At 61.9% G+C, this 12,535-nt stretch carries 12 protein-coding genes; 6 read left to right on the plus strand and 6 right to left on the minus strand.

The annotated features are described in order from the left end of the window. Positions 1 to 12 precede the first annotated feature (12 nt). Positions 13 to 498, minus strand: coding sequence for a tripartite tricarboxylate transporter TctB family protein (locus HNQ36_RS03425; RefSeq protein WP_184082520.1), 486 nt, complete (start codon positions 496 to 498; stop codon positions 13 to 15). Positions 499 to 568: 70 nt separating this feature from the next. Next, positions 569 to 1,474 (minus strand): tripartite tricarboxylate transporter substrate binding protein, encoded by a 906-nt coding sequence (locus tag HNQ36_RS03430; protein ID WP_430641347.1) that lies wholly within the window; start codon positions 1,472 to 1,474, stop codon positions 569 to 571. Between the two features lie 403 nt (positions 1,475 to 1,877). Here HNQ36_RS03430 and nikR point away from each other — a divergent pair, with 403 nt between their 5' ends. The 4 genes from nikR (at position 1,878) to HNQ36_RS03450 (ending at position 7,230) form a co-directional block, all read left to right on the plus strand. Next, complete coding sequence (gene nikR / locus HNQ36_RS03435) at positions 1,878 to 2,333, plus strand: nickel-responsive transcriptional regulator NikR (protein ID WP_184082522.1); 456 nt, start codon at positions 1,878 to 1,880, stop codon at positions 2,331 to 2,333. Positions 2,334 to 2,384: 51 nt separating this feature from the next. Continuing rightward, a complete protein-coding gene (locus tag HNQ36_RS03440) occupies positions 2,385 to 3,653 on the plus strand; it encodes a Zn-dependent hydrolase (protein ID WP_184082523.1) in 1,269 nt (422 codons plus the stop codon). A 30-nt stretch (positions 3,654 to 3,683) separates the two neighbouring features. After that, positions 3,684 to 5,786 (plus strand): S9 family peptidase, encoded by a 2,103-nt coding sequence (locus tag HNQ36_RS03445; protein ID WP_184082524.1) that lies wholly within the window; start codon positions 3,684 to 3,686, stop codon positions 5,784 to 5,786. A gap of 148 nt (positions 5,787 to 5,934) precedes the next feature. Continuing rightward, entirely contained in the window at positions 5,935 to 7,230 is a 1,296-nt protein-coding gene (locus tag HNQ36_RS03450; protein WP_184082525.1) for an MFS transporter, read from the plus strand. Here HNQ36_RS03450 and HNQ36_RS03455 read toward each other — a convergent pair. After that, on the minus strand, positions 7,227 to 7,832 hold the full coding sequence (locus HNQ36_RS03455; RefSeq protein WP_184082526.1) for a hypothetical protein: 606 nt from the start codon (positions 7,830 to 7,832) through the stop codon (positions 7,227 to 7,229). The genes HNQ36_RS03450 and HNQ36_RS03455 overlap by 4 nt on opposite strands. Before the next feature lie 35 nt (positions 7,833 to 7,867). Next, the gene (locus HNQ36_RS03460; RefSeq protein WP_184082527.1) at positions 7,868 to 8,857 is read right to left on the minus strand and encodes a hydroxyacid dehydrogenase; all 990 of its coding nucleotides are present in this window, start codon (positions 8,855 to 8,857) and stop codon (positions 7,868 to 7,870) included. Between the two features lie 189 nt (positions 8,858 to 9,046). On the opposite strand from HNQ36_RS03460, the gene HNQ36_RS03465 reads away from it, so the two are divergent. Next, positions 9,047 to 9,760 (plus strand): RraA family protein, encoded by a 714-nt coding sequence (locus tag HNQ36_RS03465; RefSeq protein WP_184082528.1) that lies wholly within the window; start codon positions 9,047 to 9,049, stop codon positions 9,758 to 9,760. Here HNQ36_RS03465 and HNQ36_RS26400 read toward each other — a convergent pair. Continuing rightward, positions 9,757 to 9,891 (minus strand): hypothetical protein, encoded by a 135-nt coding sequence (locus HNQ36_RS26400; protein WP_283813987.1) that lies wholly within the window; start codon positions 9,889 to 9,891, stop codon positions 9,757 to 9,759. The genes HNQ36_RS03465 and HNQ36_RS26400 overlap by 4 nt on opposite strands. Before the next feature lie 40 nt (positions 9,892 to 9,931). On the opposite strand from HNQ36_RS26400, the gene HNQ36_RS03470 reads away from it, so the two are divergent. Then, positions 9,932 to 11,350 (plus strand): protein adenylyltransferase SelO, encoded by a 1,419-nt coding sequence (locus tag HNQ36_RS03470; RefSeq protein ID WP_184082529.1) that lies wholly within the window; start codon positions 9,932 to 9,934, stop codon positions 11,348 to 11,350. Positions 11,351 to 11,503: 153 nt separating this feature from the next. On the opposite strand, the gene HNQ36_RS03475 is transcribed toward HNQ36_RS03470, so the two are convergent. Then, positions 11,504 to 12,517, minus strand: coding sequence for an NAD(P)H-dependent flavin oxidoreductase (locus tag HNQ36_RS03475; RefSeq protein WP_184082530.1), 1,014 nt, complete (start codon positions 12,515 to 12,517; stop codon positions 11,504 to 11,506). Positions 12,518 to 12,535: the final 18 nt, after the last annotated feature.

Genomic DNA, 12,535 nt, shown 5'->3' on the forward strand with positions numbered 1-12,535 from the left:
GAGCTTGCCCGATCAACCGATACCGAAAATGCCCGAAGGCAACTGGATAAGGAGCGCGCGCTTCAGCACCCACCAGACGCCGAGCGGCGCCAGTACCGCGAGCGGAATCGCCAACGTCCAGCGCACCGGGTCGATGACACGCAGCAGCAGCAACAGCAGCGGGATCGACGACAGGAGAAACCCGAGCGGCTCAAAGAGGAATGCGAATAGTGAGAGGCAAGCGATGACGACCAGCGGCTTGGTCCAGCGCGTTCCGGCCCACAGCGACCCGACTGTCGGCCCTCCTTCCGTGACTGCCGCGATAATGATCGACAGCGCGAACAGGCACATCAGGATGCCCGTATAGAACAGAACGAATCCTGATCCGGGATCGTTGATGATTCCGATCTTGAGCTTGTAGCCCGACCAGATCACGAACATGCCGAGCGCGAGCCCGACCAGCCCCCCCCATAGTTCGGAGTTGTTCAGTCCGTTTTTTGCACGGCCCGCCTCTGCCATCGCCGATCTCCCCCAAGCGTCAGATCAGGGCCCGCGGCAAGCGCGAGCCCTGCATTAAGCGCGCAGACCTTTAGTTGGTCTTTTTGGCGAGCCCGAGCGTATCGATCACCTTGCGTTCGGAGTTGGTGACCTCGGCGACGAACTTCTTGTAGTCCTCGGTGTTCTTGTAATTTGCCACCATGTCGAACTTCGCCAGCGTCGCAACGACCGCCGGGTCTTCGATCGCCTTCTTGAAGGCATCATGCAGCTTGGCGACGATCTTCGGGTCCATGCCCTTCGGGCCCGCGATACCGAACGGCGAGTCATAGACCATGTCGTAGCCAAGTTCCTTGAGCGTCGGCGCATCGGGGAAGTTCGGCGAACGCTTCGACGTCCACACCATCAACAGACGCAGCTTGCCCGCATCGACCAGCGGCCGCCAGCCGGTGGAATCCGCCTGCAGCATGGTGTGATTGCCGAGCACTGCGGCGTTGGTTTCCGCGCCGCCCTTGAACGGCACCTGCGTCAGCTTGATGCCGGCCTTGCCAGCGATCTGCTCCATGCCGATATGCAGCGATGTTCCCGCACCCGGCGTCGCATATGTCACCTTGCCGGGATTGGCCTTGGCGAAATCCACCACGTCCTTCCATGTCTTGAACTGCGATTCCGCATTGGTGGTCACACCGAAGGTGTAGCCGGTCAGATGGACGATGTAGGTGAAATCCTTCTCCGGATTCCACGACACGTCCTGCATCAGCGGAAGACGGAACACGGTGATCGGTATCTGCGAAATGGTGTAGCCGTCCGGTTTCGCTGCCGCCGCCATCGTCGCCGGGCCGACCGTGCCGCCGCCACCGGCCTTGTTGTCCACCACAACCGGCTGCCCGAGAATCTTCGATGCGCTTTCGGCGATCGCGCGCATCGAGATGTCGGTCGATCCACCCGCAGGCCAGGGCACGATCAATGTGATCGGCTTGGTGGGGTACTCCTGCGCCATCGCGACACCGCAAACCGCCGCGAACGCAGCCGCGGCCAATCCGGTCTTCAGTACGGTTCGATAAGTCATAGATCATTTCTCCCTTGGAGGTTCGTGATGATGTCCGAACCTGTCTTGTTCTGTTTTTATGGACCGATGATCCCTGAAATCGGCGCGAAAGAAAAGCAAGGAGACGCATCAGAGTGCAGTTATTGCGACGCATCAGGCCGCTGCGTCGTTTAATCCCAGAATGTGCTACCTCTCGTTCGCTTAGCGAAACAGACCGCCCCACATTCAGACACCGCACCGCGCGTGCCCCGGAAACCCTGCCTCTTTTGGCATCATCGAATCGAGCCCAACGGCGTCGCGGATCGGCTATGGTCATGGAACCATCAGCACCCGGCCGTTGCCAACGGAGCCCTCAATGCACCGCGTTACCATCACCCTCGACGACGATCTCATGGCGGACCTGGACCGCATGATCGAGCAGCATGGCTATCAGAACCGTTCCGAAGCCATCCGCGATTTCGCCCGGGCCGGGATGCAGCAGGCGGCACAGGATGCCGGAAAGGCCGGCGGCGAATGCGTCGCCGCGCTGGTCTATGTCTACGATCACGCCGCACGCGATCTCTCAAGCCGCCTTGTCAACAATTTCCACAACCACCACGATCTGTCGCTGGCGACGCTGCACGTGCATTTGGACAACGATAACTGCATGGAGATCACCGCGCTGAAGGGCCGGACCGCCGACGTGCAGCATCTGGCCGATCACGTCATCGCAGAGCGCGGGGTCCGCTATGGCCGCGTGGTGATGATCCCCACCGACCCCGGCGCCAAGCCCTCCGCTGCGCGCAAGCGTCCGGCGCACCGGCACACCTGACCCTCCATTTCCGGAGATGTTTCCGGCACGAACCTGCGGTATCGATCCATCATGACAAAAGCCAGATCCAATCTTCAGATCGATTCTACGCGCCTCTGGGGCGATATCCATGAAACCGCTAAATTCGGCGCCACGCCGAAAGGCGGCGTGAAGCGCCTTACCCTTGGCGCCGAGGACAAGCAGGTGCGTGACTGGTTCCGCGCCGCCTGCGAGGCCGCGGGCTGCGAAGTCCGCGTCGATGCGCTCGGCACCATGTTCGCGATCCGGCCCGGCCGCGATATGTCGAAGCCGCCGATCGGGATCGGCTCGCACCTCGACACCCAGCCGACCGGCGGCAAGTATGACGGCATTCTCGGAACGCTGGCCGCGCTGGAAGTCGTCCGTGCCCTGAACGACGCCGGGATCGAGACCGACATTCCCGTTTGCGTCTGCAACTGGACCAACGAGGAAGGCTCGCGCTATGCGCCGGCGATGATGGCCTCCGCCGCCTATGCCGGCGACTACACCACTGACGATATTCTCGGACGGAAGGATGCCGACGGCATCACGGTGGCGGACGCGCTCGATACCATCGGCTATCGCGGCGCGGATGCGGTCGGGAAGCAAAAGTTCAGCGCCTTCGTCGAATTGCACATCGAACAGGGCCCGTTGTTGGAGGCCGAGAACAAGACCATCGGCGTGGTCGATCGCGGCCAAGGCATCATCTGGTACGATGGCACGATTTCAGGCTTCGCCAGCCACGCCGGCACGACGCCGATGCCGTTGCGCAAGGACGCGCTGGCGGCGTTCTCGGAGGTCGTGCTCGCAGTGGAAAAGATCGCGCGCGATCACGGACCAAATGCAGTCGGCACCATCGGCGAAATCAAGATCGACAATCCGTCACGCAACGTCATCCCCGGCGACCTCGCCTTCACGGTCGACATTCGCAGTTCGGAGTCAAACATTCTCGACAGCCTGCATAGCGCCATACAGGCCGCCGTCACCGAAATCGCCGCCCGCCGCAAGGTGAGCATCGATGTCCAGCAGATCTGGCGGAAAGAACCTACCGTCTTCAACACCACGCTGGTTGATGCAGTTGAGGCTGCCACCAAGGAGATGGGCTACAGCCACCGCCGCATCACCTCCGGCGCGGGCCACGATGCCTGCAATCTGGCGTGTGTCGTTCCAGCGGCGATGATCTTCGTCCCCTGCAAGGACGGCATCAGCCACAACGAACTGGAAGACGCGACACAGGCCGACTGCACGGCGGGCGCCAACGTGCTGCTGCATACGGTTCTGGCGCTGGCAGGCGTTGCATCTGCCCCGAATGCCAATAGCTAAGCTTAAAGTTCTCACCGGAAGCAAATCTCCATGACCACTCGCCCTCCCGCGGCTGCGCCCGTCGCCCCGCGCCGTCCCCACAGCTTCACGCACCACGGCATCACCGTGACCGACGATTATGCGTGGCTGAAAGATGAGAACTGGCAGGAGGTGCTGCGCGAGCCGTCCGTGCTCAAGCCGGACATTCGTGCCTATCTCGAAGCGGAAAACGCTTATGCCGATACGGTGCTCGGTCACACCACAGGGCTTCAGCAAAAGCTGGTCGCGGAAATGCGCGGCCGCATCAAGGAGGACGATTCCAGCGTCCCCTCGCCCGATGGCCCGTTTGCGTATTTTCACAAGTATCGCGAAGGCGGCCAGCACGAGCAGATCGCACGGCAGCCCCGTGACGGCGGCGAGGCGCGTTTCATCATCGACGGCGATGAACTTGCGAAGCAGACCGAATATTTCAAGTTCGGGGAAGCGCGCCACTCCCCCGACCATACGCTGGAAGGATGGAGCGCGGACGTTCGCGGCTCCGAATATTTCACCATCCGCGTCCGCGACTGGCAAACCGGAATCGACAGCGCCGATGTCATCGAGGAAACCGACGGCGGCATCGTCTGGGCGGCGGACTCGAAATCATTCTTCTACGTCAAGCTCGACGACAACCATCGCCCGATGCAGGTCTATCGCCACGTCCTCGGCACCCCGCAGTCGGACGACGCGCTGGTTTACGAAGAAAAGGACTCCGGCTGGTTCACGCATATCCATGAAAGCGCCAGTGGACGCTTCTGCGTCATCGCGGGCGGAGATCATGAAACGTCCGAACAGCGACTGATCGATCTGAGCGCACCGGAAACTGCTCCGCGCCTGATCGCAAAGCGCGAGGACGGCGTTCAGTACGCGGTCGCGGATCGCGGTGATCAGCTTTTCATCCTGACCAACGCCGACGACGCCATCGACTTCAAGATCGTCACCGCGCCGCTGGCCTCACCCGCGCGCAAGAACTGGCGCGACCTGATCCCGCACCGGCCCGGCACCTACATCATCGATCTCGAACTTTATTCCGGTCATCTGGTGCGGATGGAACGTACCAACGCGCTGCCGTCCATCGTCATCCGCGATCTTGCGACCCTGCAGGAACACGCCATTGCGTTCGACGAGGCGGCCTATTCGCTCGGCACCCTTGGCGGCTACGAATTCGACACCACTCAGATCCGGTTTTCCTACTCGTCGATGACGACGCCATCGGAAGTGTTCGACTACGACATGGTCAGCCGCCAGCGCACGCTGCGCAAGCGTCAGGAGATTCCGTCCGGCCACGATCCGGCGAACTATGTCACCACGCGGATCATGGCGACATCCAACGATGGCGCTCAGGTGCCGGTTTCGATCCTCCATCGCAAGGATCTGAAGCGCGACGGCAGCGCGCCGCTGTTGCTTTATGGATACGGCTCTTATGGCAGCTCTATGCCGGCGTCGTTCTCCGCAAACCGGCTGTCGCTGGTCGATCGCGGCTTTGTCTATGCCATCGCGCATATCCGCGGCGGCGCGGACAAGGGCTGGGGCTGGTATCTCGACGGCAAGCGCGAAAAGAAGACGAAAACGTTCGACGACTTCGCCGCCGCCGGCCAGGCGATGATCGAAGCGAGATACACTTCCGCGAAAAGGATCGTCGGCCACGGCGGCAGCGCGGGCGGCATGCTGATGGGCGCTGTGGCAAACCGCTCGGGCGAACTGTTTGCGGGCATCGTAGCCGAAGTCCCGTTCGTCGATGTGCTGAACACCATGCTCGACGAGTCATTGCCGCTGACGCCGCCGGAATGGCCCGAATGGGGCAACCCGATCGAGAGCGCGGCCGATTTCAAAACCATCCTGTCGTATTCGCCTTACGATAATGTTGCGGCGAAAGACTATCCCGCGATTCTGGCGATGGGCGGCCTCGCCGATCCGCGCGTCACCTACTGGGAACCAGCAAAATGGATTGCACGGCTGCGTCCCGTGATGACGGGTGGTGGACCGGTGTTGTTACGCACCAACATGGGCGCGGGCCACGGCGGCGCGTCGGGCCGCTTCAACCGGCTGGATGAAATCGCGATTGCTTACGCGTTTGCGCTGTGGGCGGTGGGGCTGGCGGACGGCGAAAGCTAGAGCTTTTCTCTTACCTTACAGGTAATTTAATCGCCGTCGTCAGACGCTCATGATGCAAATTGATTCCGTTGCAGCGCGTCGTGACGCGCTGCTTTTCTGTGCCATACTCAGTTACTGACCCGCTGCCTCTCGTTTCTGGAATGCCCGCATGCGCCGCCTGCCCTTCTATTACGGCTGGATCATTGTCGCCGTAACCTTCATCACCATGGGCATTGGCGTAAACGCCCGCACCTCGTTCTCGCTGTTCTTTTCACCGATCGTCGATGAGTTCGGCTGGGATCGCGGCATCACCGCAGGCGCGTTCTCCGTCGGCTTTCTAGTCTCGGCGCTGCTCAGTCCGTTGATGGGCAAGCTGATGGACCGCAGCGGTCCGCGCACCGTGATGGAGCTTGGTGTGGTTCTGATGGGCGCGGGCCTCCTGCTCGCGCCACTGACGACGCAGCCATGGCATCTTTACGTCACCATCGGATGTCTCGTCGGTGCCGGCAGCATCTGTCTCGGTTACTCCGGCCAGTCGCTGTTTCTGCCGAACTGGTTCGTGAAGCGCCGAGGCCTCGCGGTCGGCCTTGCCTTCGCAGGCGTCGGCATCGGCTCCATCATCATCCTGCCGTGGGTGCAGTTCCTGATCGACAGAAGCGGCTGGCGATCCGCCAGTTGGGCGATGGGCATTCTCGTTCTTGTTGCACTGATCCCGCTCAACCTGCTGCTGCGGAAACGCCCCGAGGACATCGGTCTGCAACCGGACGGCGACGCCGCGCCGACGGCAACAACGATTCCGCCTCCATCGAACATCGTCGATCCGGCATGGGCCGCGACCGACTGGACGCTCGGCCTTGCGGTGCGCACCGCGCGGTTCTGGTGGATCTCGCTCGGCTACTTCTGCGGCCTCTATGTCTGGTACGCCGTGCAGGTGCATCAGACCAAGTATCTCGTCGAGATCGGATTTAGCTCGACCTCCGCCGCATGGGCGCTGGGCATGGTCAGCCTGATCGGCATTCCGGGACAGATCGCGCTCGGCTATCTCTCCGACCGCATCGGCCGCGAATGGATCTGGACGATATCGAGTCTTGGCTTCGCGATCTGCTTTGCCATGCTGATCGCATTGCAGTTCGCGCCGACGCTGCTGCTGGTCTACGTCATGGTCGTCGCGCAAGGCGCGCTTGGCTACGGCTTCACTTCGATCATGGGCGCAGTGGTCGCCGAAATTTTCCAGGGCAAGCACTTCGGAACGATCTTCGGCACCATCGGATTCACCGCGCTGGCCGGCGGCGCAGCAGGGCCTTGGGTGACCGGCATCCTGCACGACATCTACGGCGACTACACGCTGGCTTTCATCATCGGCATTGCGGTGAGCGCGCTGTCCGCCGCCGCGATCTGGCTCGCATCTCCCGGCAAGATCCGCGCCGTTGCGGGCCGCATGGACCGGATCGCGAAGGCGGCCTAAAGCCCGATCTGTACCGGATAGCCTTCGCGCAGCGCATTGACGATCGACGGCGGTGTCAGAAGGCTCGCATCGGCGAGACTTGTCGACGCGCGGCTATAGCCCGCAAACGACCAACGCCATGCCTCATTGTTTGCGATCACGTAACTCTCGCCGCCGCTCGTCACCATAGCCCCGTTCGGCAGCTTGAGCGCGGCGATGCTTAATGGATGCAGCCGTTTTTCGCGACCATCGAGACGCTCGCCGTGAAGCACGGCGTCCATTTCGGTCGCAAAGGGTTTTGCATAGCCGTTGCCCTTGGCCCAAGCGTCACGAAACGCCGTCGCGTCGTCCCTGCGGCAATAAAAGCACGGACGATGCCCTGCTGCGAAGGATGTCGCTTCATCCAGAAAGAACAGCTCGGTCCAGCTTCGTTGGCTCATGACCGAGCGCCTGCGCCCGCGAAACTCGCACACACAGGTGATCCACGCCTTCGACGACCAGCGACGGTTCAGCAGCGTCTTCGTCGCCGGATCGTGGATGATGCCGCGATTGCCGGTGAAGCGGCCGCGATGCGCGGTCGCGACGATCTCACCGAACGGCGACACGCGGTTTTGCAGCGGCATGAGGCCTCGTCACTCAGATCAACCGAGGCTCCGCCTCAGTTCAATACATCCTGATTGATGACATTCTCGCGGATCGGCTTGCCGTCGAGCGCGCTAAGGATGTTCCTGGCGGTTTGCAGGCTCATGCGGTCGAGCGCCTCGCGCGTCACCCCCGCCACATGCGGCGCGGTAATGACGTTATCGAGCTTGAACAGCGGATGATCCGGCCGCGGCGGCTCCTGCGCAAACACATCGACGCCCGCCCCCGCGATCTTGCCCGACGTGAGCGCTGTATAAAGTGCGTCCTCGTCGACAATGCCGCCGCGCGCGGTGTTGATGAGGTAAGCCGTCGGCTTCATCAGCTGCAATTGCGCGGTGCTGAACATGTTGACCGTTTCCGGCGATTTCGGACAATGGATCGACACGAAATCGGCGCGCGGCAGCGCCGTTTTGAGATCGGTTACATATTCCGCGCCCGCCGCCTCAACCTCAGCGGCAGATTTGAATGGGTCGTAAACCAGAACATTCATCTCCATCGCCACCAGTCGCTTCACTGTCCGGGTACCGATGCGGCCGAACCCGACCACCAGTGCGGTCTTGCCAAGGAGGTCGAAGGGGATTGCGCCGAGGCGCTTGGTCCAGTTGCCGCTCTTCACAAGGGCATCGAGTTCAGCCGCGCGCTTCGCCAGCGCCAGCATCATGAACAGCGCGCATTCGGCGACGGACGGGGAGTTGGCGATGCCCGTGGTCATCAGCGGAATCTTGCGGGCGCTCAGCGCCGCAACATCGACCGCGTCGTAACCGACGCCGATGCGCGTAACGACCATCATTTCGCCCGACGAGACTATCTCATTGGCGCCGAAACCGGTACCGCCCAGCGCCACGCCATTGACGGGCGCGTGCTGCCGCAGCATTTCGTTGAAATCCGGCGCGGAGATCGTGTTGGGAAACTCGATGGTCTCGATGTCGCTGCGCTCCCGCAACAGGGCCCAACCACCGGGCGACAGGGTTTCCACGATCAGCAGTTTCTTCTTGTTGGTCGCCATTTCATCCCCTGATGTTTGTTGATTTTCGTTCAGCGCGAGGCGCAAGTCGCCCATCATCGCCTTGTTTCGCCTCTTCCCGCAAGCCGGGAAAGGAGCCGAACCGTGCCCTTGCAGCGATCACGTTGCAAAGGCAAACTCCCCACGCCACACCGTCCGGATCGGCAGAAAACAACAACAGGAGATCAACCCGTGACCCAGCCCGCGCCCCATCCCGCATCCCTGCTCGAGACATTGGCACGCTGGGACACGCCGACCATCTGCAACGCGCTGGAGGTGGTCGCGCCCGAACGCCGTCTCACCGGTTTCACCATCAAGCCGCTGGTGTGTCCGTTTCCCGACTTGCCGCCCATGGTCGGCTATGCCCGCACCGCAACAATCCGCGCCACTTCTCCATCAAGTCTGTCGCCGGCGGATCAACGCGCCCAGCGCGCCGCCTATTACGAATACTGCGGCACAGGTCATGGCCCGCGCATCAGCGTGATTCAGGATCTCGACGGCGCGAACATTGGATTCGGCGCGTTCTGGGGTGAGGTCAACAGCTCGGTCCACAAGGCGCTCGGCTGCCTTGGCGTCGTCACCGACGGATCGATCCGCGACATTCCAGCATGGGCGCCGGGATTTCAGGCGCTGGCCGGCAGCATCGGGCCCTCGCATGCGTATGTTCATCTCGCCGGATTCGGTGAAGACGTTTGCGTCGCCGGCATGACGGTGCGCTCGGATGATCTGATTCATGCGGATCGTCATGGTGCAGTCGTGATTCCGGCCAATGTTGCGGCGAAACTCCCGGATGCCGCGCGGCTATGCGAACGCCGCGAAGAGCCGATCCTGGGTATCGCCCGCGATCCCGGCTTCACCGTGGAGAAGCTCAAGGAAGCGCTGGCCAAGGCTGCGGAGATTCACTAACGCGTGACGATGGCGCAAGCCTTCTCGCAACACGCAATCAACAGAAGGTTTGTGCCATGAAAGTCGCGCTCGGCGTCGTCGTCGGACTGGTGATCGGATTTCTCGCCATGACCTATTTCAAGACCGGTCATCTGCCGTTCTGAAAACGTCACAAGGCAATCCGGATTTCTGATGCCCCTCTCGCCCGCTTACCGCGCCTCGACCAGCCACGTCGCGCTCGGTCCTGAGTTCTACGATGTCGTCGCGGCGGCCGCGTTTCCCGATCATATCCTGCGCTATCGCAACCAGCGTGCGGCGAAGACCGTCGGGCTCGATACGCTCAGCGACGAAGAATGGATCGCGCATTTCGGACGTTTTCAGCCGCTGGCCGAAAACTTCAAGGAGCCGCTGGCGCTGCGCTATCACGGCCATCAATTCCGCGTCTACAATCCGGAACTGGGCGATGGGCGCGGATTTCTGTTCGCGCAACTGTACGACGACAAGGGCCGCCTGCTCGATCTCGCCACCAAGGGCAGCGGCAAGACGCCGTGGTCACGCACCGCAGACGGACGACTGACGCTCAAGGGCGGCGTGCGCGAAGTGCTGGCGACTTCGATGCTGGAAGCGCTCGGCGTCGACACTTCGAAAACCTTCAGCCTGATCGAGACCGGCGAAGCGCTGGAGCGCGGCGACGAGCCTTCGCCCACGCGATCCTCCGTGATGGTCCGCCTCAGCCATTCGCATATCCGGATCGGAACGTTCCAGCGGCAGGCGTTTCAGCGCAGCACCGCGAACATCCAGAAGCTGCTCGACTACACGATCAGGACTTACATGCCAGACATCTGGCACGACGATGCCTCGGCGCGAGCCATCGCATTTCTCGAAGAGGTCTGCCGCCGCGTCGCGCGGGGCGGCGCGCAGCTGATGGCAGCCGGATTTGTTCACGGCGTCCTCAACACCGACAACATCAACGTTACCGGCGAAAGCTTCGACTACGGCCCGTGGCGGTTTCTACCGGTGCTCGATCCCGCCTTTACCGCAGCTTATTTCGACGAGACCGGGCTTTACGCCTACGGCCGTCAACCCGACGCGCTGTTCTGGAACGTCACGCGGCTGGCGGAATGCCTGCTCGGCATCGCGGACCAGCCGAGCCTTGAGAAGGCGCTCGGCGTTTTTGAACCGACCATTCGTCAGGAATTCACCAGCGCAATGGTGAAACGGCTCGGCGTTCAGTCACGGAGCCCCGAGCACGACAACGAACTGGTGCGCGCGCTGTGGATCTTTCTGTCGGAAACGCAAGCGCCGTTCGAGCAGACCTTCTTCGACTGGTTCGGCGGGTTGGCGAGCGCCGAACGCGCGGCGCGCAGCCCGTCGAAGGAGCACTATGCTAGTCCGGCGTTCAATGCGGTCCGCGACGCCTTGCAAGGTTTTTCACCGCGCGATGGCGTCGATCTCAGCCACCCCTATTTCAGCAAGCCGGTCGCATGCTCGATGCTGATCGAAGAAGTCGAAGAGATCTGGAAGCCGATTGCAGATAGCGATGACTGGTCGGTGTTTCACGCCAAGCTCGAAGCAATCGAACAGATGCGAGAAGCGTATGGGCTGACGTGAGGTCCGCGATTAAATCGCGATGTCGTCCCGGCGAAGGCCGGGACCCATAACCACCGCCCGTTCAATGACGGGCGATGGTCGATGCTTTAGATAAACACTTCGACAGGGAGTATGGGTCCCGGCCTTCGCCGGGACGACGTAGAGAGAGTTACCTTACGCCACCTTCTTGCGCGGCTCGGACACGGCAAACGTGCCGTCGAGGAAGCCGGTCAGGCGCTGGCGGATGATGAACTCGGCGTCCGCCATGATGCGGTCGATCAGTTCCTTGCAGGTCGGGATGTCGTTGATCAGGCCGACCATCATGCCGCAGCTCCAGGCGCCTGCATCCATGTCGCCTTCCAGCATCACCTTCGGGTAGACGCCGGCGACCTGATCCATGATGTCCTCGATCTTGAGGCTCTTGCCCTTTTCCTTCTCGATCTCGATCAGCTTCTCGACATTCCTGTTGGTCAGCACGCGTTCGGTGTTGCGCAGCGCGCGCATCACCAGACGGGTATCGAGCTCGGTGGCCTTGAGCAGCGCCTGCTTCACGTTGTCATGCACCGGCGCTTCCTTGGTGGCGATGAAGCGCGTGCCCATGTTCATGCCCTGCGCGCCCATCGCCAGCGCGGCAACGAGGCTGCGCGCATCGGCCATGCCGCCCGACGCCACGAACGGAATTCGCAGTTCCTCTTCCGCGCGCGGCAGCAGGATCATGTTCGGCATGTCGTCCTCGCCGGGATGACCGCCGCACTCGAAACCGTCGACGCTGACCGCGTCGCAGCCGATCGCTTCAGCTTTCAGCGAGTGACGGACCGAGGTGCACTTGTGGATGACCTTGATGCCTGCCGCCTTCAGCGCCGGCATGTATTGCTCAGGGCTGCGGCCTGCGGTCTCGACAGCCTTGATGCCGGCTTCCTTGATGGCCGCGATATATTCGGGATACGGAGGCGCTGCAAAGGTCGGCAGGAAAGTCAGGTTCACGCCGAACGGCTTGTCGGTCATGTCCTGGCATTTCTTGATTTCCTTCGCCAGCAGCTCGGGCGTCTTCTGCGTCAGGCCCGTGATGATGCCGAGGCCGCCCGCGTTCGACACAGCAGATGCCAGTTCCGCGAAGCCGACAAAGTGCATGCCGCCCTGGATGATCGGGTGCTGGATGCCGAACAATTCCGTAATCGCCGTTTTCATGTGTTCCCTCTCCTTGGT

The sequence above is a fragment of the Afipia massiliensis genome (assembly GCF_014203115.1).
In the GTDB taxonomy this organism is placed as follows: Bacteria; Pseudomonadota; Alphaproteobacteria; order Rhizobiales; family Xanthobacteraceae; genus Afipia; species Afipia massiliensis.